Genomic DNA, 25,345 nt, shown 5'->3' with positions numbered 1-25,345 from the left:
CATGCTCACAAATAACCCGAAGCCACGATCAGCGCCACGATGCACAGCACCGGCACGCATCCATCGAGGCGATCCATCACGCCGCCGTGTCCCGGCAGCAACTTGCCCGAATCCTTGACGCCCGCGCGCCGCTTCATCTGACTCTCGAACAGGTCGCCCATCTGCGCCGCCACCGCAAGGACGCCGGCCAGCACCGCAAGCCGCATCGATACGTGGAGCACATGGGTCAGTCCGATACCCACCGCCTCCGCCGCGATCATCCCGCCGATCAGGCCAGACCAGGTCTTGTTGGGGCTCCACACCGGCGCGAGTTTGGGTCCGCCGAAGGTTCGTCCGGAGAAATAGGCACCGATGTCCGTCGCCCATACGATCGCCAGCGTCCAGAAGCTGAGGTCGATCCCGTCATATTGATCGTGGATATAGAACAGCGACAGCACGGGCAGCCCGACATAGAGCATCCCCGCCGCAAGCCTGACATTGCGACTGAACACGAAGGCTGCGAGCGTGGCCGCGAGCAGCGTGTACCAGCTGGCCGTCTGCGGCACATCGACATGGTTGTTTTCGAGGATGAAGGCGCAGAGCAGGCCGATCAGCGCGATCCACATCTGCCAGCGCGGCACTGCGACAAGCCCGCACCATTCGGCGACCATCACCAGGCCGGCGAAGGTCAGCAAAAGCCAGAACGGGTCCTTGCCGTAGACCAGACAGGCCACCGCAACGAGGATGAGGGCAATGCCGGTGACGGTCCGGATGGCGAGGTCGGACTTCTTCTTCGGCGGAACGGCGGCAGGATCGGCGGTCATAGCCCCCCGTAGCGCCGCTCGCGCCGCCCGAACGTCTCTATCGCGGCGGCGAGATGGGCACGGTCGAAATCCGGCCAGAGCGTGTCCGTGAAGACCAGCTCGGCATAGGCAGCCTGCCACAGCAGAAAGTTCGAGAGGCGCTGCTCGCCGGAAGTCCGGATCAGCAGATCGAGCCGCGGCAGGCCGTCCGTATCGAGCCTCTTCTCGAACGCCGCATCGTCCAGCCCGTCGGGATCGATCTCCCCTGCCCGCGCCTCGCGCATCAGCCGGCGAGTGGCACGCAGCAGTTCGTCCTGCGCGCCGTAGTTCAGCGCAATCGCGAGAGTCAGCCGTGTGTTGGAGGCTGTTCTTCCCACAGCATCATCAAGCAGCGAAACGAGATCCGGCTCCATCTTGCGATAATCGCCGATGATGCGCAGCTTCACGCCTTCGCGCGCGATCTCCTCCAGCTCCGACTTGATGAAGCGGCGCAGCAGCCCCATCAGATCGGCGATCTCGGCCGCCGGCCGGCGCCAATTCTCCGACGAGAAGGCGTAGAGCGTCAGCGCCTCCAGGCCCATGTCGCCGGCGGCACGCACCGTGCGCTTCACCGCTTCGACACCCTGCTTGTGACCGGCCACGCGCGGCAGCATCCGGGCCTTCGCCCAGCGGCCATTGCCATCCATGATGATCGCGACGTGGCGCGGCATCGTCAGATCGGTGCCGCCCCCGGCGGCAGCGCTGGCGCTCGCAGGCTTCACTTGCCGAGGATTTCCTTCTCCTTCGCCGCCGTCACCGTGTCGATATCGGCGATCGTGGCGTCGGTCAGCTTCTGCACCTCGGTCTCGTGGCGCTTGCGCTCGTCTTCCGACAGGCCGTTCTTCTTCTCGTCGGTCTTGAGGTTGTCCATGCCGTCGCGGCGGACGTTGCGCACCGCGATCTTAGCCTTCTCGGCATAGCCGCCGCACAGCTTCGCGAGTTCCTTGCGACGTTCCTCGGTCAGATCCGGGATCGGCAGGCGCAGCGTCGTGCCGTCGACGATCGGGTTGAGGCCGAGGCCCGCCGAGCGGATCGCCTTGTCGACCGGGCCGACGTTCGACTTGTCCCACACCTGCACCGAGATCAGGCGCGGCTCGGGCACCGAGACGGTCGCCACCTGGTTCAGCGGCATCTGCGCGCCGTAGACGGTGACGTTCACCGGATCGAGCAGCGCGGTGGATGCGCGGCCGGTGCGCAGGCCCTGAAGATCATGCCTGAGAGCCTCCACGGCGCCCGCCATGCGGCGCTCGAGATCGGCCTTGTCGTAAACTGGTCCCGCCATCTTATTCTCCGTTGCGGACGATCGTCGCCACGCCCTCTCCGGCGAGCACCTTGAGCAGATTGCCCTGCTCGCGAATGTTGAAGACGACGATCGGAATGTTGTTGTCGCGGCACAGCGCGATCGCGCTGGCGTCCATGATCTTGAGATCGCGGCTCAGCACGTCGCTGAACCCGATCTCGTCGTAACGCTTGGCGTCCGGCACCTTCTTGGGATCGGCATCGTAGACGCCGTCGACCGAAGTGCCCTTGAACAGCGCGTCGCACTTCATCTCGGCGGCGCGCAGCGCGGCGCCCGAATCCGTCGTGAAGAAGGGCGATCCGACACCGGCGGCGAAGATCACCACGCGGCCCTTTTCAAGATGGCGCTCGGCACGGCGGCGAATGAACGGCTCGCACACCGATGCCATCGGGATCGCCGACTGCACCCGCGTTTCGACGCCGAGCTGCTCCAGCACGTTCTGCACCGCGATGGCGTTCATCACGGTGGCGAGCATACCCATGTAATCGGCCGAGGCGCGCTCGAAGCCCTTGGCGGCGCCGGCGATGCCACGGAAGATGTTGCCGCCGCCGACCACGATGCACAGCTCGTAGCCCGCTTCCTTGACCTGCACGATCTCCTTGGCGACGCGCAGGACGGTGTCGGGATCGATGCCGAACTGGCCCGGCCCCATCAGCACCTCACCCGAGAGCTTGAGCAAAATCCTTCGGAAAGTCGGGCGCGTCATGAGGTGGGGAGAATCCGTGTCTGTCTCGAAGTGGCGCGCACCTTAGTGGCGGGGGTGCGCCCTGCCAAGCATGGCGGCGAGGAGATTTGGTGCAGCCGTATCGCAGGCAAAGAAAAGGCGCCCGCCGGATCGACCGGCGGGCGCCCCATCTGTTCGGTCGAAGGATCAGGCCTTCACGCCGGCGGCGGCAGCCACTTCGGCGGCGAAGTCCGACGATTCCTTCTCGATGCCTTCGCCGAGCTGGAAGCGGACATAGTCCTTCAGCACGATCTTGGTGCCGGCATCCTTGCCCGCCTTGGCCACGACCTCTTCGATCGGGGTCTTGTTGTCCATGACGAAGAGCTGCGACAGGAGCGCGGCTTCCTTCTTGAACTTCATGACCGCGCCCTCGACCATCTTCTCGATGATGTTCTCGGGCTTGCCGCTCTCGGCGGCCTTCTCGCGGGCGATCACGCGCTCGCGCTCGATCGTGTCCTGATCGAGCTGGTCATGGTGCAGCGCCTGCGGGAAAGCGGCGGCGATGTGCATCGCCAGCTGCTTGCCGAGCGGCTCCAGCACGTCCACGCCGGCATCCGATTCGAGCGCGACAAGCACGCCGATCTTGCCGAGGCCCGGCACGGTCTGGTTGTGGACGTAGGGCACGACCGCGCCCTGCGACACTTCCAGCACCTTCGCGCGGCGCAGCGTCTGGTTCTCGCCGATCGTCGCGACGTTCGCGGTGAGCGCGTCGGCGACGGTGCCGCCACCCGGATAGGCGGCGTTCTTCAGCTGCTCGATATCCTCGATCGCCTTTTCCAGCGCGATGCCGGTGACGGCCTTCACGAAGCCCTGGAACTGATCGTTCTTGGCGACGAAGTCGGTCTCCGAATTGACCTCGACGGCCGCGCCCTTGGTGCCGGCGACGGCGACGCCGACCAGACCTTCAGCGGCCGTGCGGCTCGACTTCTTGGCGGCGGCGGCGAGGCCCTTCGAGCGCAGCCAGTCGACGGCGGCTTCCATGTCGCCGTTGGTCTCGCTCAGCGCCTTCTTGCAGTCCATCATGCCGGCGCCCGAGCGCTCGCGCAGTTCCTTGACGGTCGCAGCGGTGATCTCCGCCATGTCCCTATTCCTTTCGCTTGAAAAACGCGTGTCCCCGCGCAGGCGGGGACCCAGAGAACCGAAGTTTCCGGCCTCCCGCCTACGCGGGAGCACACGACAAAATTATTACGCGAGCGCCGCTTCCGCCGGCGGCTCGTCCATGGCGCCGAGATCGGCACCGGACTGTGCACGGGCGCCGTGGTTGCCACGGGTCGCGGCTTCAGCGATCAGCTCGCAATAGAGGCGGATGGCGCGGCTGGCGTCGTCGTTCGCCGGGATCGGGAAGGCGATGCCGTCGGGCGAGACGTTCGAATCGAGGATCGCGACGACCGGGATACCCAGCGTGTTGGCTTCCTTGATCGCCAGCTCTTCCTTGTTGGCGTCGATCACGAACATCACGTCCGGAATGCCGCCCATGTCGCGGATGCCGCCGAGCGACAGCTCGAACTTGTCGCGCTCGCGGGTGAGCTGGAGGACTTCCTTCTTGGTGAGGCCCGCGGTGTCGCCCGCCAGCTGCTCCTCAAGCGCCTTGTAGCGCTTGATCGAGCCCGAGATGGTCTTCCAGTTGGTGAGCATGCCGCCCAGCCAACGATGGTTGACGAAGTGCTGGCCCGACTGGCGGGCGGCGTCAGCGATCGGCTCCTGCGCCTGGCGCTTGGTGCCGACGAACAGCACCTTGCCGCCGCGCGCGACGGTGTCGGACACGAAATCGAGAGCGCGCGCGAAGAGCGGCACGGTCTGCGACAGGTCGATGATGTGGACGCCATTGCGATCGCCGAAGATGTAGGGCTTCATCTTCGGGTTCCAGCGGTGGGTCTGGTGGCCGAAGTGCGCGCCAACGTCGAGCAGCTGATGCATCGAGACGGACGGTGCCGCCATAGGGATATCTCCTTCCGGTTGAACCTCCGCGGGGCAGGAACCAGCACATGCCGGCACCGGGCTATGTCGCCCCGCGTGTGGGATGGGCGACCCCTTAGCGGGACGGGCCGCGCAATGCAACCCGGAAGCCGCTTTTCGACGATTCCGCGACGAGGCGACGAACACGGGCGACGGCGCGCGGGAAACAGCCCCGCTTGACAACGGAACAAATAGAGAACATACGGAACGCGAAACACGGCAAGTCGTTCTGCACCCTCGGGAAAGGGCGGAACCTCAGATCTGGGAGGTCATGTCATGGTCCACGTTCTTGCTTCGCTCGCTTTCACGCTGGTGGCTTTCGGTGCGCTCGGTCTGACGGTCTTCCTGCTGATGCAGGATCAGGACAAGATCATGGCGGCGCTGGGCCTCTCCATCGATCCGGCACCGCGCCCTGCGCATCGCCCCGTGCGCGTCAGGACGGCAGGTCGCTGGCAGGCGGCATCGGCGACGGCCGCGCGTCCGTGGAGCGCTGCCGCCTGATCCGGGCATAGGAGCGCGCGCTGAACGGGATCGTCAACAGGTAGCCGACGATCACGATCGAGAGCGTCGGCCAGGGCGCGCCGATCACGGCGGCACCCACCAGCACGATCAAGAGAAGCGCCTCGAAACGGACGTGACGGCGCAGGCGCAGCGAATACCAGCTGTAGGTCGCCACGCTCGACACCATGAGCAGCGCCACCAGGATCGTCCAGGGCACGACCACATAGGTGGAACGCAGGACGGTCGCTGTCGACGTCAGCCCGGCGTCGTTGGCGGCGAGCCACAGATAGATCGGCACGAAGGCGGCATAGGCCCCGGCAGGCGCCGGAATGCCGGTGAGGAATCCGGCGGCCTTGCGCGGCTGCTCGGTCGCGTCGATCTGGGAATTGAAGCGCGCGAGGCGGAAGGCGCAGCAAACCGCGAGGCTGAGTGCGATCGTCCAGCCGAACTGCGGCATATATTGCAGCGACCAGAGATAGAGCACGACCGCCGGCGAGACGCCGAACGCGATGGCGTCTGACAACGAATCGAGTTCCGCCCCGAAGCGGCTCTCACCCTTGAGCAGGCGCGCGATGCGACCGTCGAGACCGTCGAGCACACCAGCCACGATGATGCACAGAACCGCCTTGGACCATCCGTTGGGATCGGCATTGTAGGCCGCGCCGATCGCGAAGCGCACGGCCGACAAGCCGAAGCACAGCGCCAGCGCGGTCACCGCATTGGGTGCCACCGCGCGCAGCGGGATGCCACGGCGCGGCCGATCGCGGAATCGGGACGGGAGCGCCATGGCTCAGGTCCCCGCCGGCCGAAGCGGCAGAGGCGCGAAGGAGGGCGAACGCTGCGTCACTGCGCGATGCCGTCGATCCGCTCGTCGCGGCCGGCGACGGCGAGCACCGTCTCGCCCGCGATCGTCCGCTGGCCGAGCAGCACCTGCGCGCCGGTGCCGGCGGGCAGATAGACGTCCACGCGGCTGCCGAAGCGGATCAGGCCGACACGCTGGCCGCCGGCGATGATGTCGCCGGGCTTCACGAACGGCACGATGCGCCGCGCGACGAGGCCGGCGATCTGGGTGAAGCCGATGCGCATCCCGTCCTTGCCCTCGACCAGGATGTGCTGGCGCTCGTTCTCCTCGCTCGCCTTGTCGAGATCGGCGCTGAGGAACTTGCCCGAGATATAGACCACGCGGCTGATCGTGCCGGCGATCGGCGACCGGTTGATGTGGACGTCGAACACCGACATGAAGATCGACACGCGGGTCACCGGCTCGGTGCCGAGGCCGCCCTCGCCCACCAGCTCGCGCGGCGGCGGGACGTTCGCGATCATCGTCACCAGCCCGTCGGCCGGCGCCACGATCATCTTCGGATCCTTCGGCGTGGTACGGATCGGATCGCGGAAGAAGGCGAGGATCCAGATCGTGATGATCACCCCGATCCAGCCCAGCCATTCGGCCACGAAGATGAACAGGGCAAGGCTAACCAGCGCCGCGATAGCCGCGAACTTGTAGCCTTCGGGATGGACGGAGGGCCAGCGCCAGCGCACGGTGCTGGTGCCGAGATCGGGCTTTTCGAGCGATGTCATCGCCTGTGTCTAAGCGTTGCCGAACCCGCTGTCACGGTTGATCCGCAACGCATCGCGTCCTAAGCGCCTCCCGACCCCTCGCGCCGGTGTCCTGCCGGCCCAAGCTACGGAGCGCCCGCATGGCCAAGATCAAGGTGAAGACCCCGGTCGTCGAAATCGACGGCGACGAGATGACCCGCATCATCTGGGAATGGATCCGCGAGCGCCTGATCAAGCCCTATCTCGAGATCGATCTCGACTATTACGATCTCGGTATCGAGTATCGCGATCAGACCGACGATCAGGTGACGATCGATTCCGCCAAGGCGATCCAGAAGTACGGCGTCGGCGTGAAGTGCGCCACGATCACGCCCGACGAGGCGCGCGTCGAGGAATTCGGCCTGAAGAAGATGTGGAAGTCGCCCAACGGCACGATCCGCAACATCCTGGGCGGCACCATCTTCCGCGAGCCGATCGTGATGAAGAACGTTCCCCGCCTGATCCCCGGCTGGACCGATCCGATCGTCGTCGGCCGCCACGCCTTCGGCGACCAGTATCGCGCAACCGACTTCCGCGTGCCCGGCAAGGGCAAGCTCACCATGAAGTGGGAAGGCGAGAATGGCGACGTGATCGAACATGACGTGTTCGATTTCCCCGCCTCGGGCGTCGCGATGGGCATGTACAACCTGGACGAATCGATCCGCGATTTCGGCCGCGCCAGCATGAATTACGCGCTGGGCCGCAACTGGCCGCTCTATCTCTCCACCAAGAACACCATCCTCAAGGCCTATGACGGCCGCTTCAAGGATCTGTTCGCGGAGGTGTTCGAGACCGAGTTCAAGGATCAGTTCCAGGCCGCCGGCATCGTCTACGAGCATCGCCTGATCGATGACATGGTCGCCTCCGCGCTCAAGTGGAGCGGCAAGTTCGTCTGGGCCTGCAAGAATTACGACGGCGACGTGCAGTCGGATCAGGTGGCGCAGGGCTTCGGCTCGCTCGGCCTGATGACCTCGGTGCTGATGACGCCGGACGGCAAGACGATCGAGGCCGAGGCGGCGCACGGCACCGTCACGCGCCACTACCGCATGCACCAGCAGGGCAAGTCGACCTCGACCAACCCGATCGCCTCGATCTTCGCCTGGACGCAGGGCCTCGCCTTCCGCGGCAAGTTCGACAACACGCCGGACGTCACCCGCTTCGCCGAGACGCTGGAGAAGGTCTGCATCGACACCGTGCAGGGCGGCCAGATGACCAAGGATCTCGCGATCCTCGTCGGGCCGGACCAGAACTGGATGACCACCGAGCAGTTCTTCGACGCGATCCGCGTCAACCTCGAGAAGGAAATGGCCACCTGGGCCTGATCTCTCCGAGCAACAGATTGAAAGGGGCGGCGGAGCGACACGGCTCCGCCGCCCCTTTTCATTGGCCTTCGACGTTACCGATCTGCAATGATGCCCGCATGGCAGGCTTCTCCCCCACCTCCACCGGCTTCTCGGACGCGCTCGTGATCCTCGGCGCGGCGGGCATCGTGATCCCGGCCTTCGCGCGCTTCAAGGTGAACCCGGTGATCGGCTTCATCCTCGTCGGCCTTGCGCTCGGGCCGCATGGGCTGGGGCGCTTCGTGCCGCACTGGCCGGGCCTGTACCACGTCACGATCAGCGATCCGCACGCGATCGAGCCGTTCGCGGAGTTCGGCATCATCCTGCTGCTGTTCGCGATCGGGCTGGAACTGTCGTTCAAGCGGCTGTGGCAGATGCGCGCCAAGGTGTTCGGCGTCGGCGCTGCCGAACTGTTGCTGAGCGCGGGCGTGATCGGCGGCACGCTGATGCTGATCGGAGAGGATTGGTCCGGCTCGCTCGGCCTCGGCCTCGCGCTGGCGCTGTCCTCCACCGCACTGGTGCTGCCCATGGTGGGAACGAGCGGGCCGGTCGGTTCCTCGGCCTTCGCGATGCTGCTGTTCGAGGATCTGGCGCTCGTGCCGATCATCTTCGCGCTCTCCGCGATGGGGCCGACGGCGGGCGGCGGCTGGGCGGAACTCGGGCAGACCCTGCTGACGGGCGGGATCACCGTGGCGATCCTGCTGGTAGCCGGCCGTTTCCTCCTGCCGCCGCTGTTCGCGCAAGCCGCGCGGGCGAAGAACCCGGAGCTGTTCCTGGCGATCAGCCTGCTCGTCGTGATCCTCGCCTCGATCGCGACCGCGTCGGCCGGCCTGTCGCCGATCGTCGGCGCGCTGCTCGCCGGCTTGCTGATCGCCGAGACCGAATATCATACCGAGGTGGAGGTGATCACGGCGCCGTTCCGCGGCCTCGCGCTCGGCGTGTTCCTGATCACGGTGGGGATGAGCATCGATCTCGCCGCGATCGGTGAGAATTGGGCATCCTTGCTGCTCGCCGTGGTAGGAATCGTCATCGCCAAGTCGGTGGTGACGGCAGTGCTGCTCCGTCTCTCCGGCGCGCGGCCGGGCGTGGCGGCGGAGACCGGGCTGTTGATGGCCAGCCCCTCCGAGACCACGCTGATCGTTCTCGGCACCGCGCAGGCGGCCGGACTGGTACTGCCCGAGACCGCCGCCTTCTGGCAGACGGTGACGGCGATCGGCCTCACCATCACGCCGCTGCTCGCGCGTGCCGGGCAGGACGTGGCGAAGCGCGTCGAGCGGCGCAGCACCAAGCAGGCGGAGGATGCGCCCGCCCCCTCCGGCCAGCCCCGCGTGCTGGTGATCGGCTTCGGCCGCGTCGGGCGGCTGGTGGCGGAGATGCTGAAAGCGCACGACCGGCCCTATCTGGCCGTGGAGACCGACGTGGACGTGGTCTCCCGCGCCCGCGCGCAGGGTTTCTCCGTCCTGTTCGGCGACGCCAGCCGGCCGGAGATGATCGACCGGCTGCATCTCGGCGAAGCCGCGGCGGTGGTGCTGACGATGGACGATCCGGTCGCGCAGCTGCGCCTCACCCGCCGCATCCGGGGCGATCATCCCGACCTCCCCATCATCGTGCGTGCCCGCGACGCGGGCAACGCCGCCCAGCTCTACCGCGCCGGCGCCACCGACGCGGTGCCCGAGCAGCTGGAATCGAGTTTCCAGCTCTCCGAAGCGGTGCTGACCGAGATCGGCGTCGCCGTCGGCCCGGTGATCGCCTCGATCCACGACAAGCGCGCGGAGCAAAGGGCGGAGATCATGGAGATGGGCGGAATGAGCGAGGCGCCGAAGGAGCGCGGCAGAAGGATGGGCGAGGTGTGACCGCCCAAATCCTCCCCCGCCAGGGGGAGGGGGACCACCCGCAGGGTGGTGGAGGGGGCGGACGGCGGCGTTCTATCGGAGAGCGCATCGCCCCCTCCCCCTCCGTCACCTTCGGCGCCACCTCCCCATGGCGGGGAAGGATGAGAAAGTTCAGCGACTGCGCCTCATGCACCCCGTTCGTCCTGAGCGAAGTCGAAGGACGGGCCGCAAGCGCCGCGCATGAAGCCCGCACTTCGACTACGCTCAGTGCGAACGGAGGCAGGTTTGTCAGCTACCGCAAATCTGAGCCTATCCGGCGAGCATCTCTCGCCGCTCGTCTTCCGTACAAAGCGCCAGCGCCGCCAACGAACGCTGCCCCTTCGCATGGGCGATAACAGCCAGAATGCTCCTGACGAGCAAGTCATCGCTGGCTTCTCGCAAGTCGCGAAACGCGAGCGAAACAAGATCAGCCCAAGCCGCTTGGTAAGCGCTTTCAAGTTCTGGCGGCAACGCTCCATCCGCACGACCTTGCTCGATCGAAGCGAGCAATGCATAAGCGCTCCAATCGGGCCGCTCCAGATCGCTCAGGAGGCGAACCAGATCCGGCGCCGCTGCGAGTGACGCCGATCCAATCGAACCTTGATGGTAAAGATTGCCCCACAGTTCCTTGGCCGCGACATCGCCCGCGCCGGACGACCACGCCTTGACGGCAGGCCTCCAATCGTAAGGTTTCTGATATGCGCTGAGCCAGACTTGGTCGGTCAAGCCGCCGCCTTCACCCCTTCCAGCGCCGCCTTCACCGCCGCGACCGCCTCGGCCGCCTGACCGCCATCCGGCCCGCCGCCCTGCGCCATGTCGGGCCGCCCGCCGCCGCCCTGGCCGCCGAGCGCCGTCACCGCCGCCTTCACCAGATCGACCGCGCTCACCGCGCCCTTGAGGTCGTCCGTCACGCCGACCGCGACCGATCCGCGGCCCTCATTGACCGCGACCAGCACCGCCACGCCCGATCCGAGCTTCTGCTTGGCCTCGTCGACCAGCCCGCGCAGGCCCTTCGGGTCCAGCCCCTCGATCACCTGGCCGATGAAGCCGTGGCCCGCCACCTGCTCCACCGCCGTCTCGGCCTTGCCGGCACCGCCGCCGCCCAGCGCCAGCGCCTTTTTCGCCTCGGCCAGTTCGCGTTCCAGCCGCTTGCGCTCGTCGATCAGCGAGATCACGCGCGCCGGCACCTCGTCGGGCGAGGCCTTGAGCGCCGCCGCGACTTCCTTGAGGCTGTCCTCGCGCCCGGTCAGCCACACGCGCGCCGCCTCGCCGGTCAGCGCCTCGATGCGTCGCACGCCGCTCGACACCGCGCTCTCTGAGACGATCTTGAACAAGGCGATGTCGCCCGTCGCGTTCACATGCGTGCCGCCGCACAACTCGACCGAATAGGTGCCGTCGCCGACCTTGCCCATCGAAAGCACGCGCACCTCGTCGCCATATTTCTCGCCGAACAGCGCCATCGCGCCCGCCGCGATCGCGTCGTCAGGCGTCATCAGCCGCGTGCCGACCGATCCGTTCTCGCGGACATGGCGGTTCACCTCGGCCTCGACCAGCGCGACCTCCTGCGGCGTCATCGCCTTGGGGTGGGCGAAGTCGAAGCGCAGCCGCTCGGCGGCGACCATGCTGCCCTTCTGGCTGACATGCTTGCCCAGCGTGTTGCGCAGCGCCGCGTGGAGCAGGTGCGTGGCCGAGTGGTTGGCGCGCACCTCGTTGCGATGCTCGACATCCACCTTGAGCGACACGGCATCGCCCACCTTCACCTCACCGCCCTCGATCACCGCCTTGTGCGCGTGGAGGCGGCCGAGCGGCTTGGAGGTGTCGGTCACCTCCGCCTCGAACCCGGCCTCGCCGGTGATGATGCCGACATCGCCGACCTGTCCGCCGCTCTCGGCGTAGAAAGGCGTCTGGTTGGTGAGGATCGTCACCTCATCGCCGGTGATCGCGGCGTTCACGCGCGCGCCGTCACGGACGATGGCGACGACGGTACCCTCGCCCTCGGTGGCGGCGTAGCCGGTGAATTCGGTGCCGCCCAGTTCCTCGGCGATGTCGAACCAGATCTCCTGCGCGGCCGTCTCGCCCGAACCCTTCCAGGCGGCGCGGGCGGCGGCCTTCTGCTCGGCCATGGCGGCGTCGAAGCCGGCGCGGTCGACGGCCATGTTCTGGCCCCGCAGCGCGTCCTCGGTGAGATCGTAGGGGAAGCCGAACGTGTCGTAGAGCTTGAACGCGGTGGCGCCGGGCAGCGTATCGCCCTCGCCCATCCCCGCCGTCGCCTCGTCGAGCAAACGAAGCCCGTTGGCGAGCGTCTGGCGGAAGCGGGTCTCCTCCAGCTTCAGCGTCTCCTCGATCAACGGCTGCGCACGCGCGAGCTCGGGATAGGCCGCGCCCATCTCGGTGACGAGAGCGGGGACGAGCTTGTGCATCAGCGGCTCGGCGGCGCCCAGCAGGTGGGCGTGGCGCATCGCGCGGCGCATGATCCGGCGCAGCACGTAGCCGCGGCCCTCGTTGGCGGGCAGCACGCCGTCCGCCACCAGGAAGCAGGACGAGCGCAGATGGTCCGCGATCACGCGATGGCTGGCGCGGCGGTCGCCCTCCGCATCGGTGCGGGTGAGCGCGCAGGAGGCGGCGATCAGCGCCTTGAACGTGTCCGTGTCATAATTGTCGGTGACGCCCTGGAGCACGGCGGCGACGCGCTCGATCCCCATGCCGGTGTCGATCGACTTCTTGGGCAGCTCGCCGACGATCTCGTTCGCCTGCTGCTCGAACTGCATGAAGACGAGGTTCCAGATCTCGACGAAGCGATCGCCATCCTCCTCCGGCGAACCCGGAGGGCCGCCCCAGATGTGATCGCCATGATCGTAGAAGATCTCCGAGCACGGCCCGCACGGCCCGTTGTCGCCCATCGCCCAGAAATTGTCCTTGGTGGGGATGCGGATGATGCGGCTTTCGGGAAGCCCGGCGATCTTCTTCCAGAGATCGAAGGCCTCGTCGTCGGTATGATAGACAGTGGCGGTCAGCCTGTCCGCCGGGATGCCCCATTCCTTCGTCAGCAGGGTCCAGGCGTGGGTGATCGCCTGCTCCTTGAAATAATCGCCGAAGGAGAAGTTGCCGAGCATCTCGAAGAAGGTGTGGTGCCGCGCGGTGTAGCCGACATTGTCGAGATCGTTGTGCTTGCCGCCGGCGCGCACGCACTTCTGGCTGGAGGTGGCGCGGTTGTAGGAGCGCGTCTCGAGGCCCGTGAATACGTTCTTGAACGGCACCATGCCGGCGTTGACGAACATCAGCGTCGGATCGTTGTGCGGCACCAGCGGCGCCGAGGGAACGATCTGGTGCCCCTGACCTCCGAAATAGTCGAGGAAGGAGCGGCGGATGTCGTTGGTCGATGTCATTCGGCGGATTTAGGGGAGGCCGGGCTTTCGCTCAAGTCACGCGTTCGTGCCAAAAGCCATAACTGCAAGCCGTCTGTGGCGTGCCTCCCACGACGGTAAGGGCAGAGATTTCCGAGACCCATTGCAATCGACGCCCAACTGACGGACGCAGCTATCCCTTGGGCAAGTCCGGAAGCACTGGAATGTGCCACCCAAAACAGCAGCGGAATACCGACAAGAAGATTGGCCGCCGGGCCTCCGCCGACCATGATGAAAATGCTGCGACGAGATCGGGGAAGCCCAGCGTAGTCGAGCTTGACCTTGCCGCCGATGTCGCCGCTCTCCGCCTTTCCTCTCAATCTAAACGAGGTTGGACGAAAACGGATTTCAAAAGGCACCACAAGAAAACTCGTTACCCGGCCCCCCGTAGCTAAACCGGCAATCGCGTGCCCCGCCTCGTGAATGAACACGCAGGCGAACGCTATCAGCGGAAACGAAAACACAAAGACGTAGACGATGGGACTGCCCTGTGCGCCCCCCGCGAGCGCGACGATGCCGATCAATCCGCCCAAAACGAGGATTATCCTCGAAAGGCCGCGCCAAAATCTCTCCATGATCACACCGGCCGCTCCAAACTCTCCGGCGGCTGGCTGAACCAGGCCGGCCCCGCCTCGGTCATGTGGAAGCAATCCTCCAGCCGCACGCCGAACTGGCCGGGCAGATACAGACCGGGCTCGTCGGAGAAGCACATGCCCGGCTCCAGCACCTGCGTCTCGCCGTGGACGAGGTTGACCGGCTCGTGGCCGTCCAGCCCGATGCCGTGGCCGGTGCGGTGCGAGAGGCCCGGCAGCCTGTAGCCGGGGCCGTAGCCCAGCCCCTCGTAGAAGCGCCGCACCGCATCGTCGACGCTGGCCGCCGCCGCGCCGATCTTCGCCGCCGCGAAGGCGACCTGCTGGCCGCGATGGACCTGATCCCACACCTGCCGCTGGTGGTCGCTCGGGCGGCCCACCACGAAGGTGCGCGACACGTCCGACTGATAGCCTTCGACCGTGCAGCCGCAATCCATCAGGACGAGGCTGTTCTCGCCGATCGTCTGGTCTTCGCGCACGCCGTGTGGGAGGGCTGCGGCGGCATCGACCAGCACCATCGAGAATTCGGGCGATCCGCCCATCGCGCGGGTGGCCGCGTCCATCATGGAACTGACCGCGCTCGCCTTCATGCCGGGCGCGACCTGCGGCACCAGCCAGCGATAGGCGGCGATGGTGATGTCGGTGGCATGGCGCATCAGCGCGATCTCGGCCGGGGACTTGTGCATCCGGCACCCGCGCACGACGCCCGCGCCAGAGACGATCGCGGCGTTGGGCAGCGCCTTCTTCAGCCCGTCGACCGCGAAATAGCGCATCGTCTCCTCGATCGCGATCGGTCCGGCGGCCGCCTTGCGATCCTTGAGGATGCCGGCGACGGTGACGAGCGGATCCTCGTCCTCGTTCCAGATGCGGACCTCCGCCGGGATGGCGAGCGAGAGGCGGATCGACGGCTCCTCGAAGAAGGGCATGACGATCGCAATGTCGCCGTTCGCCGGGATCACCGCGCAGGTGAGCCGCTCGCTGCGGTGCCACTCGATGCCGGTGAAGTAGATCAGCGACGATCCCGGCTCGATCAGCAACGCGGAGATACCGGCGGCGCGCATCCGGCGGCGGGCTTCCTCGATGCGGCGTTCGCGCTCGGCCTGGGTAATGGCGGGGGGGGTGTAGGCCGGTGGTGCAGGCAGCGGGGTGCCGGTGGCGGCGAGCAGGCGTTGCGGGAGCGCGAGCGTGGCGCCTGCGGCCAGGATGCCGGTGAGCAACGTTCGACGGTCGGATATCATTGCAGCCCCACTCCCCTTACCGACATTCGCCACCAACAATCCGTTCGTGCCGAGCGAAGTCGAGGTACGGGCCGCAGACAAACCGCCCGCTTCACATCCCTCCGTTTCGCTCGGGACGAACGGACCCGCGCGCATTGGTTGGCTCACGCATAGGCATAAGGCCCGCCCTTCGCGAGCGCCGCCTGATAGGCCGGCCGCGCATGGATGCGCTGGAGCCACGCCTGCAACTTCGGATAGCGCCCATCCAGACCGCCCCTTTGCGTCGCCGCCTCCAGCGGGAAGCTCAGCATAATGTCAGCAGCGGTGATCTCCGTGCCGGTGAACCAGTCGCGCGTGGCGAGTTCGCTTTCGAGGTAGCGCAGATGCTGCGCGAACATGGCGAGCATCGGCTTCCTCGCCGGGCGACCGAGCAGGCCGAGCCGGTTCACAACCAGAAGCGCGAGCAGCGGCGGCATCAGCGAGCCTTCGGCATAATGGAGGAACTGCCGCCAGAGCAGCATCCCCGGCAGATCGTCGGGCGGGCCGAAGCCGTCTCCCTTCTTGACGAGATGCTCGACGATCGCGCCGGTCTCGATCAGCTTGATGCCCTCATCCTCTAGGATCGGCGATTTGCCGAGCGGATGGACGCGGCGCAGCTCTGGCGGGGCGAGCATGGTCTTGGGGTTTCGCTCGTAGCGAATCACCTCATAGGGAAGACCGAGTTCTTCCAGCAGCCAGAGGACGCGCTGCGAGCGGCTATTCTCGAGGTGGTGAACGCGGATCATGCACGGGCCTCCCAGATCCAGGCGGCGGCGGGGAAGCTGACGACACCGTCCGCATGATGCGCGCGGACCTGCTCGTCGAGCGCGACGCGCAGGGCCTCGCGACCGGCGTCGTCCAGTTCGCGAATGGCGCGCGAGACGGGGCCGATACGCTGGAAGAAATCGTTGGCGTCGGCCACCGGATCGTCCCCCGCGCCGGCGACATAGGCGAAATCGAGCGCGGTGGCGCGCGCATCCTGCCATCCCGCGTCGGCGAGGATCGCCGCGACCCGATCCCGGTCGGCGAAGGCGAAGGGACCGGGCGCGTGGGGATCGGCGGCACCACCGGGCATCAGGTGCGCGAATTTTGCGACCCAGTCATTTTCCTTCGGCGACCGGAAGCAGGAGAAGGCCAGCCGCCCTCCTACCTTCGCCAGCGTGCGCAGATGGGCGAAGGCCGCTACGGAATCGTCGAAGAACATGACGCCGTGGCGCGAAACGAGAAGGTCGAAGCCGGATCCCCCGGCCCAGACGGTCGCATCGGCCTGCTCGAAACGGCAGCGTCCTGCGATCCCGTCCGGCAGCGCGGCGGCGCGGGCCGTTGCAGCGCCGGACAGCGCGGGCGAGAGATCGATGCCGGTGATCCCAGCATCCCGTAGACGCGCCGCCAGCGAGAAGCTCGTCGTCCCCGCGCCGCAGCCGACGTCGAGGATATGCGGAGCGGCGATCCCTTCGACGGCGGCGACTGCCGCGTCCACCAGCGCCTTGTCGACCGGCTCGAAGGTGCGATCGGTGCGGCGTTGCTCGGTGGCCCACACGTCGCCGACGCGGCCTGCCCATTCTTCCTTATCCATGGACCGAAGCTAGACCCGTGGGCAGCAGGTGAAAAGCGACAAAGGCTGCACGTGCGAGGGAAGTTCAGAGTAGAAGAACCGCAGCCATTCCAGCGCCGCCCGGCAAGAAACGACCGTCCGGCATCGAACGAAGAAGAGCCTTCGAGCCTCTTCTACGCTGACCCACCCTACCCCCTCCCGTTCAGGGAGGGGAAAGAGTGGGGCCAGGCCCTTCAGCCTGCCTTAAACGTCGTCCTCTTCGCTCGGTCCCGTCATCATCGCTTCGGCGACGTCATCAGTCTTGCGGCGGATGGCGGCTTCCAGCTTGGCGGCCATTTCCGGATTTTCACGGAGGAAATTCTTGGCGTTCTCACGCCCCTGGCCGATGCGGACGCTGTCGTAGCTGAACCAGGCACCGGACTTCTCGACGAGACCGGCCTTCACGCCAAGATCGAGGATCTCGCCGATCTTCGAGATGCCCTCGCCGTACATGATGTCGAATTCGACCTGCTTGAACGGCGGCGCGACCTTGTTCTTCACCACCTTCACGCGGGTCGCCGAGCCGACGATATCGTCGCGATCCTTGATCTGGCCGGTGCGGCGGATGTCGAGGCGCACCGAGGCGTAGAATTTCAGCGCGTTGCCGCCGGTCGTGGTCTCGGGGTTACCGTACATCACGCCGATCTTCATGCGCAGCTGGTTGATGAAGATCACCATGCAGCGCGAGCGGCTGATCGATCCGGTGAGCTTGCGCAACGACTGCGACATCAGGCGCGCCTGCAGGCCGACATGGCTGTCGCCCATCTCACCCTCGATCTCGGCCCTGGGCACCAATGCCGCGACCGAATCGACCACCAGCACGTCGATCGCGTTGGAGCGGACCAGCGTGTCCGTGATCTCCAGCGCCTGCTCGCCGGTATCGGGCTGCGAGACGATCAGCTCGTCGATGTTGACGCCCAGCTTCTTGGCATAGACCGGATCGAGCGCGTGCTCGGCATCGACGAAAGCCGCGGTGCCGCCATTCTTCTGCGCTTCGGCGATGACGTGGAGCGCCAGCGTCGTCTTGCCCGAGCTTTCCGGGCCGTACACCTCGATCACGCGACCGCGCGGCAGGCCACCGACGCCGAGCGCGATGTCGAGACCCAGCGACCCGGTCGAGATCGCCTCGACCTGCATCGCTTCCTTGGACCCCAACCGCATCGCCGAGCCCTTGCCGAAGGCGCGATCGATCTGCGCCAGTGCGGCGTCGAGCGCCTTCTGCCTGTCCGAAACCGCCAGCTTGTCGATCATATCCGCGCTTGCCCCGATAACCTTGAGTGATGCGGCCATTGCCAGTCCTCCCATCGTTAGAGCGGGACCGCGCGGGCATCAATGCGCGTCCTCGATGGGCAGCCATGTACCATGTATGTTCACATGGAACAAGAGTGGAACACCGTCACTTGGTGAAAACGTAATCCGCCGAATAGGGCGCCGACTGCAACGCGCCGGCCATGGCGCAGGTACCATCCAGCACCCCGCCCTTCGTATGAAGCCGGTACACGAACGCAGCCTCCTTCAATCGCCCATCGCCATGCCGATCGACGACCTGCAGCTTCAGTTCGGGGATGTCGGCGGCGGTGGCGCCGGGCGTCGTCCCGACCATCTTGCCCTGCACGACGCTGCCGTCGTCGAGCGCCCATTTCGGCCCCGCATAATGCCGGCCGACGGTCCGCCCGTCGACGATCAGCGTGGCGATCGGCTCACGGAAGACCCAGTGCAGCGCGCCGTCGGCCGCCGCCTTGCATTCGTAGAGTTGCGCGCCCTCGGCATGCGTGGACAGGATCGCGGAATGCGCGGCGACATCGAACGGTTCGGCCGCCAAAAGAGACAGGAGCAAGGGAAGCATGGTCACCCGACCGCGTCGATCGCCTGCTCGATCCCGTTCAGCGTGAAGGGCTTGGAGAGCACCGGCGCGGCCGCATGGCGGGCGGGCGGCTCCTCGGTGTGGCCACCGGTCGCGAGGATGAACGGGATGTCGCGATCGGCCAGCGCATCGGCCACCGGCCAGCAGGCCTTGCCGTGGAGGTGCACGTCGAGGATGGCGAGATCGAACCCCCCGGCCTCCGTCTGCGCCAGCGCCCCCTCCACCGTATCCTCGGTGCCGGCGACGGCGTGGCCGAGGCTGTCGATGAAATCCTCGAGCATCATCGCGATCAGCGATTCGTCCTCGACGATCAGGATGGAGCGGCTCGTCATGCGTTAACGCCTAGCCGCCGAAGCCGTGGGCCGACAAGCACTTATCGCGCCTTTTCGGCCTTGGCATGGCGGGCGAGCGCGTCGCGCGCAGCCTCGGCCAGCTGCTGCACCGAAAACGGCTTGGCCAGGAAGGACACGTTGTCGAGGTTGATCGACTTCCGCAACTGCTCCTCGGCATAGCCCGACATGAACAGGATCGGCAGATCGGGGAAGCGCTCGCGCGCATGGGCGACCATGGTGGGGCCGTCCATCGTCGGCATCATCACGTCGGAAATCAGCAGGTCGAAGCCGCTGCTCTTCTCGCCCGGTGGCACGTGCGACAGGATTTCCAGCGCCTCCTCGCCATTGGCGGCGGTGCGGACCTGATAGCCCTGGCGACTGAGTGCCCGCTCGGCGACGGAGCGGACCATATCCTCGTCCTCCACCACGAGGATCGAGCCCGATCCCCACAATTCCTGCGGTGCCTCCTTGGCCTTCTCCTTCTCCGGCGCGGCCGTCTCGCCGTGGAAGACGGGGAGGTAGACGACGAAGCTCGTCCCCTTCCCCATTTCCGAATCGGCGAAGATGAAGCCGCCCGATTGCTTGACGATGCCGTAGACGGTCGAGAGGCCGAGGCCGGTGCCCTTGCCGACATCCTTGGTGGTGAAGAACGGCTCGAAGATCTTGGGCAGCACGTCCGGCGGGATGCCGGTGCCGGTGTCGGTGACGCTGAACGCGGAATAGTCACCCGCCGGCAGCACGTCGGCGCCGAGGCGGCGGACTTCGGCGGCGCTCACGCCATAGGTGCGGATCGTCAGCGTGCCGCCCTGCGGCATGGCGTCGCGGGCATTCACCGCGAGATTGACGATCACCTGTTCGAGCTGGCCGGGATCGGCGCGTACCGATCCGATCGCGCGGCCGTGGTTGATGACCAGCTGCATCGATTCGCCCATCAGCCGGCGCAGCAGGTTGGAAACCTCCGAGATCACGTCGGGCAACTGCAGCACCTGCGGGCGCAGCGTCTGCTGGCGCGAGAAGGCGAGGAGCTGGCGGGTCAGGCCGGCAGCGCGGTTGGCGTTGTGGCGGATCTGCTGGATGTCGTCATAATCGCTGTCGCCGGGCGTGTGGCGCATCAGGATGAGGTCGCAATGGCCCAGCACCGCGGTCAGGATGTTGTTGAAATCGTGCGCCACGCCGCCGGCGAGCTGGCCCACCGCCTGCATCTTGGTGGCCTGCGCGACCTGACGCTGGAGGCGGCCCTCCTCGGCCGAATCCTTGAGGCTGAGGATCACCGACGCGTCGCCCAGTCCGCGTGCCGAGGCGACCGTGAGCGAGACCGGTTCGTCCGGCCGGTGGCGCAGGCGGACGGCGATGTCGCCCGAGAAGATCGGCGCATTGCCGAACGGGCCGGAGGAGGCCGGCTTCGCGCCCGCAAAGCGGCGGACGGCATCCGATACCGCGGACTTGTCCTCCTTCACGACGAGATCGCTCGGGTAAACGGCATGTTCCGCCTCGCCCATGCCGGCGGCGGCCCGGAACGCCTCGTTCTGGAAAAGGAAACGCCCGTCGCGGTCGATCAGCGCGAGGCCGAGCGGCAACATGCCGAGCAGGCCGTAGAGATCGTCCGGCCGCGTCACCGCTTCCGGCACGCGCTGGGCGGGATCGTCGAACAGCAGCATCGCGGCGGCACCGGCCGCAAGCTCGCCGTCGTCGAGCGGAATATGGAGCAAACGTAGCGGGTCCGCATCCTCCGGGTCGCGCGCGAAATGGAGCGCTCCGTCCTCGTCCTGGCTGAGACAGGCGGCGAAATCGCGACCGGTGATGCTGGTTGCCTGCGGGCCGATCGCGCGCGCGGCGAACACCTTATTGGCGACCAGCACGCGACCGCGCTCGTCGATCAGCGCGGTCATCAGGCCGGCACGCCCGAGACGGTCGCCGAACGCCCCACCGACCAGGCGCAACGCATCGGTGCGCCCCTCGCCGCGCCCGTCACCGATCCGCCAGAGTAGATGATCCTCGCCCACCCCGGCGCGCAGCACGCGCAGGCGGATGCGGGTGTTGCCGAGCGCCGTCTCCGCATCGCCCTCCCGCCAGGCGGATCGGCCGGCGGCGGCGATGGATTCGGCATAGAGATCGAGGCCGGGCAGCGTCGGCGGCACGGCCGCCGCACCGAAGCGATCGAAGAACGCGACGTTGGCGGCGATCATGCGGCCGGCGCGGTCGGTGAGCGCGGCAGGCTCCTCGCAGGCATCCAGCGCGGCGCGCAGCAGCGCGCGGTCCGGGCGCGGGCTCTCCTCGCTCGCCACCACGCCGATCCGCATCCGCGCGGCGAGCACGATGGCGGCAGCGATCGCGGCAAAGCCGACGAGAAACCCGACCGCGAAGCGCCAGTCGCCGGCCGCGCGCGCCAGCATGACCGCGGACGCGACGCCCAGCCCCGCAACGCCCGCCGCGATCAGCCGGTCGGGCGTCAGTGCCGCCTTGGCCGGAGCGGCGGCACGGAGCGGCACGGGTTCGGCACGAAGGACGGGGAGACGCATGCTTCTCTTTCGGCCCGATAATGCCGCTTCGTCAACGGCCTGTTCCCGCGCGTCAGACAAGACGAAGGGGAGGAAGCGGGCGACCGCTCCTCCCCTCCCGATCAGATCATCCCTCCTCGCGGAAGGGCGTCAGCCGATCACCACACGTTCACGCGCTGGTCGGGCGCGAGGTACAGCTTATCGCCCGGCTTCACGTCGAAAGCCTTGTACCAGAGATCCTTGTTGCGGACCTCATCGGTGCGCTGCGCACCCGGCGAGTGCGGATCGGTGAGCACCTGGCGGCGCAGCGTCGGCTCGCGATACTTGGTGCGCCACACCTGCGCATAACCCAGGTAGAAGCGCTGGTCGGCGGTGAAGCCGTCGATCGTCGGCGCCGGCTTGCCGCCCAGCGACAGCTCATAGGCGTCGTGGCTGATCGCGAGGCCGGCGAGATCCGCCATATTCTCGCCCAGCGTCAGCTTGCCATTGACGTGCAGGCCGGGCAGCGGCTCGTAGGCGTCATACTGCTTGACGAGCTGGTCGGTCATCGCGGTGAAGCGGGTCACATCCTGCGGCGTCCACCAGTCGGTCAACATGCCGTGCGCATCGTACTTGCGGCCCTGGTCGTCGAAATGGTGGCTGATCTCGTGGCCGATCACCACGCCGATGCCGCCATAATTCACCGCCGGGTCCGCCTTCGGGTCGAAGAAGGGCGGCTGCAGGATCGCGGCCGGGAAGACGATCTCGTTCATCACCGGGTTGGCATAGGCGTTGATCGTCATCGGCGTCATGAACCACTCGCCGCGGTCGATCGGCTTGCCGAGCTTGTTTAGGTCCCGCTGATATTCGAACTCGTTGGACCGCGCGACGTTGCCGACGAGGTCGCCCGGCTTGATCACCAGCGTCGAATAATCGCGCCACTTGTCCGGATAGCCGATCTTCGGCGTGAAGGCGGCCAGCTTCTCCAGCGCCTTCTGCTTGGTCTCGGGCGCCATCCAGGCGAGATTCTTGATGCGCGCACCCATCGCCGCGATGATATTGTGGACGAGCGCATCGGCCGCCGCCTTGGCCTCCGGCGGGAAATATTTGGCGACGTAGACCTTGCCGATCTCCTCGCCCATGCCGCCCGAGACGAGGCTCACGCCCCGCTTCCAGCGCGGCTGGTTCTGCGGCGTGCCGGAAAGCTCGGTGCCGTGGAAGGCGAACTGGGTGTCGACGAAATCCTTGGAGAGATAGCGCGCATAATCATCCAGCGTGCGGACGATCATGTAATCCTTGAGCACCGCAAGCGGCGTGCTCGCGAACAGCTTTGCCTCGCCGGTGAAGGCGGTCGGCTCGGCGACGAGGAAGTCCTTCTGCCCGTCATAGCCAAGGCCCGTCATGTAGGTCGCCCACGGGAAGCCCGGCGCCTTGGCGTCGAAGTCGGCGCGCGCCCACTTGTTGTAGACCTTGTCGGCGTCGCGGGTGTCCTCGGGCGCCCAGTGGACCTTGGCGATCTCGGTCTCGAACGCCATGATCGCCTGCGCGCGCGCCGCCGCGTTCGGCTCGCCGGCCAGCGTCAGCAGCTTGGTGACGTAGGCAACATAGGCGGCGCGGTTCTTCACCAGCGCGGCGTCGTCCTTCAGGTAATAATCGCGGTTCGGAAGGCCAAGGCCGTCCTGCCCGAACTGGGCGATGTAGGTGTCGGGCGCCTTGTCGTCCTGGCCGACGCCCGTGCCGAAGGGCGTGGTGACGCCCAGACGGCTGAGCTTGGCCATCTCGGTGCCGAGCGCGGCCTTGTCCTTCACCGCCTTGATGTCGGCGAGCCACGGCTTGATCGGCGTCGCGCCCTTCTTGTCGGCAGCGGCCTCGTCCATGAAGCTCGCGTAGAACATGCCGATCTTGCTGTCGGGCTGCTTCTCGGCATCCTCGAGGATGCCGCGCGTGCGCGCGAGGCTCAGGTCCTGCAGCTTGTGGAACATGCCGTAGCTGGAACGGTCGGCGGGGATCTCGGTGGTCTTCTGCCAGGTGCCGCTGGCATAATCGTAGAAATTGTCGCCCGGCTTCACGCTCTTGTCCATGCCGGCGGTGTCGAACCCGAAGGTGCCGTAGGTCGGCTGCCCCGCAACGGCGGGCGCACCACCGGAGACGACCGGGGTGGCGAAATCGGGTTGCGCTGCGACAGCAGCACCGGCGAGCATGGTGGACGCCAACAGGGCGACGAAAGTCAGGCGCATTCTCTGGTCCCTCAACCTTTGGTGTATGAGGGATGTGTAGCACCGGGACAGGCTGTTGCAAGGCTGCGACCGGCCGCACGACGCCATTTCAATCTTGCAACAGGCGCTTAGCCCCGCTCGCGCATGATCCGCGCCTGATCCCGCTTCCAGTCGCGTTCCTTGGCTGTTTCGCGCTTGTCGTGGAGCTTCTTGCCCTTCGCCAGCGCCAGCTCGACCTTCGCGCGGCCGCGCTTGTTGAAGTAGATGGCGAGCGGGATCAGCGTCATCCCCTCGCGGTTGACGCCCTGCGCCATCTTGTTGATCTCGCGCTCGTGGAGCAGCAGCTTCCGCGGCCGGCGCGGTTCGTGATTGAAGCGGTTGCCGTGGCTGAATTCCGGAATGTTGGCATTGATTAGGTTGACCTGGCCGTCCCTGATTTCGGCATAGCTCTCCGCGATCGTCCCTTCGCCGAAACGCAGCGACTTCACCTCGGTGCCGGTCAGCGCGATGCCGGCCTCGAAAAACTGTTCGAGGAAATATTCGTGCCACGCGCGCCGGTTCTCGGCGACGATCTTGGTCTTCTCGAATTCGATGGGCTTGGGACGGGACATCAGATCAGCCCGGCGACCTTCAGCGCAGCGTCCACCGCCTTGCGGCTCGCTTCGCCGGCCGGGGTCATGGGCAGACGGATTTCGTCGGGGAATGACGGGCGAAGCGCGTTCAGCGCATACTTCACCGGGCCTGGCGATGCATCGGTAAACAGCGCGGTGTGGAGCGGGAAGAGCTTGTCCTGCAACGCCAGCGCCTGCCTCCAATCACCGTGCAGGCAGGCGTTCTGGAATTCGGCGCACAGGCGCGGCGCGACGTTGGCGGTCACCGAGATGCAGCCGCGCCCGCCCATCGCCATGAAGCCGAGCGCCATGTCGTCATTGCCCGACAGCTGGCAGAAATCCTCACCGCAGGCGAGGCGCTGCGCGGTGACGCGCTCGGCCTTGCCCGATGCATCCTTGATACCGACGATGGTCTGGATCTTCGCTAGCCGGCCGAGCGTCTCGGGCTGGATATCCGTCACCGTCCGTCCGGGCACGTTGTAGACGACGATCGGTAGGTCGCAGTGATCGGCCAGATAGGCGAAGTGGGCGTAGATGCCTTCCTGATTCGGCCGGTTGTAGTAAGGCAGCACGACCAGCGCCGCAGCCGCGCCGGCCGCCTGGGCCGATCGCATATGGTCGAGCGCCACCAGCGTATCGTTGGAACCGCAGCCCGCGATCACCGGCACGCGGCCCGCCGCCTGCTCGATGCAGACCGCGACCACCTTGTCGTGCTCGGCGATCGACATGGTCGCCGATTCGCCGGTCGTGCCGCACGGCACCAGCGCACTCGATCCTTCGGCGATCTGCCAGTCCACGAACGAGCGGAACGCGGCCTCGTCGAAGCGACCGTCGCGAAAAGGCGTCACTAAGGCGGGAATCGAGCCCGAAAACATCTGCCACTCCTTCACGC

At 66.7% G+C, this 25,345-nt stretch carries 24 protein-coding genes; 3 read left to right on the top strand and 21 right to left on the bottom strand.

Translation table 11 applies throughout. The features are described from left to right. Nucleotides 1-5 precede the first annotated feature (5 nt). The 6 genes from QGN17_RS04605 to rpsB all read right to left on the bottom strand — a co-directional run bounded on the left by QGN17_RS04605 (nt 6) and on the right by rpsB (nt 4,783). Nucleotides 6-803: a phosphatidate cytidylyltransferase gene (locus QGN17_RS04605; protein ID WP_281043332.1), complete on the bottom strand. Its 798-nt coding sequence runs from the start codon at nt 801-803 to the stop codon at nt 6-8. Then, nucleotides 800-1,492, bottom strand: a complete 693-nt coding sequence (locus tag QGN17_RS04600; protein WP_281045141.1) for an isoprenyl transferase — start codon at nt 1,490-1,492, stop codon at nt 800-802. Before QGN17_RS04600 ends, QGN17_RS04605 begins: the two co-directional genes overlap by 4 nt. A gap of 47 nt (nt 1,493-1,539) precedes the next feature. Then, nucleotides 1,540-2,103, bottom strand: a complete 564-nt coding sequence (gene frr / locus QGN17_RS04595) for a ribosome recycling factor (protein WP_281043331.1) — start codon at nt 2,101-2,103, stop codon at nt 1,540-1,542. A gap of 1 nt (nt 2,104) precedes the next feature. Next, a complete protein-coding gene (gene pyrH / locus QGN17_RS04590; protein WP_022691143.1) occupies nt 2,105-2,827 on the bottom strand; it encodes a UMP kinase in 723 nt (240 codons plus the stop codon). A 165-nt stretch (nt 2,828-2,992) separates the two neighbouring features. Continuing rightward, nucleotides 2,993-3,925: a translation elongation factor Ts gene (gene tsf / locus QGN17_RS04585; RefSeq protein ID WP_281043330.1), complete on the bottom strand. Its 933-nt coding sequence runs from the start codon at nt 3,923-3,925 to the stop codon at nt 2,993-2,995. Nucleotides 3,926-4,030: 105 nt separating this feature from the next. Then, the gene (gene rpsB, locus QGN17_RS04580) at nt 4,031-4,783 is read right to left on the bottom strand and encodes a 30S ribosomal protein S2 (RefSeq protein ID WP_281043329.1); all 753 of its coding nucleotides are present in this window, start codon (nt 4,781-4,783) and stop codon (nt 4,031-4,033) included. A gap of 294 nt (nt 4,784-5,077) precedes the next feature. On the opposite strand from rpsB, the gene QGN17_RS04575 reads away from it, so the two are divergent. Further along, nucleotides 5,078-5,302, top strand: a complete 225-nt coding sequence (locus QGN17_RS04575) for a hypothetical protein (protein ID WP_281043328.1) — start codon at nt 5,078-5,080, stop codon at nt 5,300-5,302. On the opposite strand, the gene QGN17_RS04570 is transcribed toward QGN17_RS04575, so the two are convergent. Both QGN17_RS04570 and QGN17_RS04565 read right to left on the bottom strand, forming a co-directional pair. After that, complete coding sequence (locus QGN17_RS04570) at nt 5,235-6,089, bottom strand: CDP-alcohol phosphatidyltransferase family protein (RefSeq protein WP_281043327.1); 855 nt, start codon at nt 6,087-6,089, stop codon at nt 5,235-5,237. The genes QGN17_RS04575 and QGN17_RS04570 overlap by 68 nt on opposite strands. A 56-nt stretch (nt 6,090-6,145) precedes the next feature. Beyond that, the gene (locus tag QGN17_RS04565; protein ID WP_281043326.1) at nt 6,146-6,880 is read right to left on the bottom strand and encodes a phosphatidylserine decarboxylase; all 735 of its coding nucleotides are present in this window, start codon (nt 6,878-6,880) and stop codon (nt 6,146-6,148) included. Nucleotides 6,881-6,999: 119 nt separating this feature from the next. On the opposite strand from QGN17_RS04565, the gene QGN17_RS04560 reads away from it, so the two are divergent. Both QGN17_RS04560 and QGN17_RS04555 read left to right on the top strand, forming a co-directional pair. Beyond that, nucleotides 7,000-8,220, top strand: coding sequence for an NADP-dependent isocitrate dehydrogenase (locus QGN17_RS04560; protein ID WP_281043325.1), 1,221 nt, complete (start codon nt 7,000-7,002; stop codon nt 8,218-8,220). A 98-nt stretch (nt 8,221-8,318) separates the two neighbouring features. Next, nucleotides 8,319-10,091 (top strand): cation:proton antiporter domain-containing protein, encoded by a 1,773-nt coding sequence (locus QGN17_RS04555; protein WP_281043324.1) that lies wholly within the window; start codon nt 8,319-8,321, stop codon nt 10,089-10,091. A gap of 288 nt (nt 10,092-10,379) precedes the next feature. Here the strand turns inward: QGN17_RS04555 and QGN17_RS04550 are convergent, their stop codons facing one another. The 13 genes from QGN17_RS04550 to dapA all read right to left on the bottom strand — a co-directional run bounded on the left by QGN17_RS04550 (nt 10,380) and on the right by dapA (nt 25,328). Further along, on the bottom strand, nt 10,380-10,835 hold the full coding sequence (locus QGN17_RS04550; RefSeq protein ID WP_281043323.1) for a hypothetical protein: 456 nt from the start codon (nt 10,833-10,835) through the stop codon (nt 10,380-10,382). After that, entirely contained in the window at nt 10,832-13,495 is a 2,664-nt protein-coding gene (alaS, locus tag QGN17_RS04545) for an alanine--tRNA ligase (RefSeq protein ID WP_281043322.1), read from the bottom strand. Before alaS ends, QGN17_RS04550 begins: the two co-directional genes overlap by 4 nt. After that, nucleotides 13,492-14,037: a site-2 protease family protein gene (locus tag QGN17_RS04540; protein ID WP_281043321.1), complete on the bottom strand. Its 546-nt coding sequence runs from the start codon at nt 14,035-14,037 to the stop codon at nt 13,492-13,494. Before QGN17_RS04540 ends, alaS begins: the two co-directional genes overlap by 4 nt. 53 nt (nt 14,038-14,090) lie before the next feature. Next, a complete protein-coding gene (locus tag QGN17_RS04535; protein ID WP_281043320.1) occupies nt 14,091-15,341 on the bottom strand; it encodes a M24 family metallopeptidase in 1,251 nt (416 codons plus the stop codon). A 143-nt stretch (nt 15,342-15,484) separates the two neighbouring features. Continuing rightward, nucleotides 15,485-16,105, bottom strand: a complete 621-nt coding sequence (locus tag QGN17_RS04530) for a glutathione S-transferase family protein (protein ID WP_281043319.1) — start codon at nt 16,103-16,105, stop codon at nt 15,485-15,487. Beyond that, entirely contained in the window at nt 16,102-16,935 is an 834-nt protein-coding gene (locus QGN17_RS04525; RefSeq protein ID WP_281043318.1) for a class I SAM-dependent methyltransferase, read from the bottom strand. The genes QGN17_RS04530 and QGN17_RS04525 overlap by 4 nt, the downstream gene beginning before the upstream one ends. Before the next feature lie 222 nt (nt 16,936-17,157). Further along, nucleotides 17,158-18,243 carry a recombinase RecA gene (gene recA / locus QGN17_RS04520; protein ID WP_281043317.1) on the bottom strand — a complete coding sequence of 362 codons (1,086 nt, stop codon included), beginning with the start codon at nt 18,241-18,243 and terminating at the stop codon, nt 17,158-17,160. Between the two features lie 106 nt (nt 18,244-18,349). Further along, on the bottom strand, nt 18,350-18,799 hold the full coding sequence (locus QGN17_RS04515; RefSeq protein ID WP_281045140.1) for a DUF3455 domain-containing protein: 450 nt from the start codon (nt 18,797-18,799) through the stop codon (nt 18,350-18,352). 2 nt (nt 18,800-18,801) lie between these two features. Beyond that, nucleotides 18,802-19,149 carry a response regulator gene (locus QGN17_RS04510; RefSeq protein ID WP_281043316.1) on the bottom strand — a complete coding sequence of 116 codons (348 nt, stop codon included), beginning with the start codon at nt 19,147-19,149 and terminating at the stop codon, nt 18,802-18,804. Nucleotides 19,150-19,190: 41 nt separating this feature from the next. After that, nucleotides 19,191-21,668 (bottom strand): hybrid sensor histidine kinase/response regulator, encoded by a 2,478-nt coding sequence (locus QGN17_RS04505; protein ID WP_281043315.1) that lies wholly within the window; start codon nt 21,666-21,668, stop codon nt 19,191-19,193. Between the two features lie 137 nt (nt 21,669-21,805). Further along, the gene (locus QGN17_RS04500) at nt 21,806-23,863 is read right to left on the bottom strand and encodes a M13 family metallopeptidase (protein ID WP_281043314.1); all 2,058 of its coding nucleotides are present in this window, start codon (nt 23,861-23,863) and stop codon (nt 21,806-21,808) included. Nucleotides 23,864-23,970: 107 nt separating this feature from the next. Next, a complete protein-coding gene (smpB, locus tag QGN17_RS04495; protein WP_281043313.1) occupies nt 23,971-24,453 on the bottom strand; it encodes an SsrA-binding protein SmpB in 483 nt (160 codons plus the stop codon). Further along, nucleotides 24,453-25,328: a 4-hydroxy-tetrahydrodipicolinate synthase gene (gene dapA / locus QGN17_RS04490; protein ID WP_281043312.1), complete on the bottom strand. Its 876-nt coding sequence runs from the start codon at nt 25,326-25,328 to the stop codon at nt 24,453-24,455. The genes smpB and dapA overlap by 1 nt, the downstream gene beginning before the upstream one ends. Nucleotides 25,329-25,345: the final 17 nt, after the last annotated feature.

Origin of the sequence: Sphingomonas oryzagri, from assembly GCF_029906645.1 — a bacterium.
In the GTDB taxonomy this organism is placed as follows: Bacteria; Pseudomonadota; Alphaproteobacteria; order Sphingomonadales; family Sphingomonadaceae; genus Solisphingomonas; species Solisphingomonas oryzagri.
The sequence above is the reverse complement of the archived record's forward strand: the minus strand, read 5'-3'. Positions and strand labels throughout refer to the sequence as shown.

Coding starts and splice junctions, on each gene's coding strand:
- QGN17_RS04605 (WP_281043332.1), bottom strand. CDS start 803: ATGACCGCCGATCCTGCCGCCGTTCCGCCGAAGAAGAAGTCCGACCTC.
- QGN17_RS04600 (WP_281045141.1), bottom strand. CDS start 1,492: ATGCCGCGCCACGTCGCGATCATCATGGATGGCAATGGCCGCTGGGCG.
- frr (WP_281043331.1), bottom strand. CDS start 2,103: ATGGCGGGACCAGTTTACGACAAGGCCGATCTCGAGCGCCGCATGGCG.
- pyrH (WP_022691143.1), bottom strand. CDS start 2,827: ATGACGCGCCCGACTTTCCGAAGGATTTTGCTCAAGCTCTCGGGTGAG.
- tsf (WP_281043330.1), bottom strand. CDS start 3,925: ATGGCGGAGATCACCGCTGCGACCGTCAAGGAACTGCGCGAGCGCTCG.
- rpsB (WP_281043329.1), bottom strand. CDS start 4,783: ATGGCGGCACCGTCCGTCTCGATGCATCAGCTGCTCGACGTTGGCGCG.
- QGN17_RS04575 (WP_281043328.1), top strand. CDS start 5,078: ATGGTCCACGTTCTTGCTTCGCTCGCTTTCACGCTGGTGGCTTTCGGT.
- QGN17_RS04570 (WP_281043327.1), bottom strand. CDS start 6,089: ATGGCGCTCCCGTCCCGATTCCGCGATCGGCCGCGCCGTGGCATCCCG.
- QGN17_RS04565 (WP_281043326.1), bottom strand. CDS start 6,880: ATGACATCGCTCGAAAAGCCCGATCTCGGCACCAGCACCGTGCGCTGG.
- QGN17_RS04560 (WP_281043325.1), top strand. CDS start 7,000: ATGGCCAAGATCAAGGTGAAGACCCCGGTCGTCGAAATCGACGGCGAC.
- QGN17_RS04555 (WP_281043324.1), top strand. CDS start 8,319: ATGGCAGGCTTCTCCCCCACCTCCACCGGCTTCTCGGACGCGCTCGTG.
- alaS (WP_281043322.1), bottom strand. CDS start 13,495: ATGACATCGACCAACGACATCCGCCGCTCCTTCCTCGACTATTTCGGA.
- QGN17_RS04535 (WP_281043320.1), bottom strand. CDS start 15,341: ATGATATCCGACCGTCGAACGTTGCTCACCGGCATCCTGGCCGCAGGC.
- QGN17_RS04530 (WP_281043319.1), bottom strand. CDS start 16,105: ATGATCCGCGTTCACCACCTCGAGAATAGCCGCTCGCAGCGCGTCCTC.
- QGN17_RS04525 (WP_281043318.1), bottom strand. CDS start 16,935: ATGGATAAGGAAGAATGGGCAGGCCGCGTCGGCGACGTGTGGGCCACC.
- recA (WP_281043317.1), bottom strand. CDS start 18,243: ATGGCCGCATCACTCAAGGTTATCGGGGCAAGCGCGGATATGATCGAC.
- QGN17_RS04515 (WP_281045140.1), bottom strand. CDS start 18,799: ATGCTTCCCTTGCTCCTGTCTCTTTTGGCGGCCGAACCGTTCGATGTC.
- QGN17_RS04510 (WP_281043316.1), bottom strand. CDS start 19,149: ATGACGAGCCGCTCCATCCTGATCGTCGAGGACGAATCGCTGATCGCG.
- QGN17_RS04505 (WP_281043315.1), bottom strand. CDS start 21,668: ATGCGTCTCCCCGTCCTTCGTGCCGAACCCGTGCCGCTCCGTGCCGCC.
- QGN17_RS04500 (WP_281043314.1), bottom strand. CDS start 23,863: ATGCGCCTGACTTTCGTCGCCCTGTTGGCGTCCACCATGCTCGCCGGT.
- smpB (WP_281043313.1), bottom strand. CDS start 24,453: ATGTCCCGTCCCAAGCCCATCGAATTCGAGAAGACCAAGATCGTCGCC.
- dapA (WP_281043312.1), bottom strand. CDS start 25,328: ATGTTTTCGGGCTCGATTCCCGCCTTAGTGACGCCTTTTCGCGACGGT.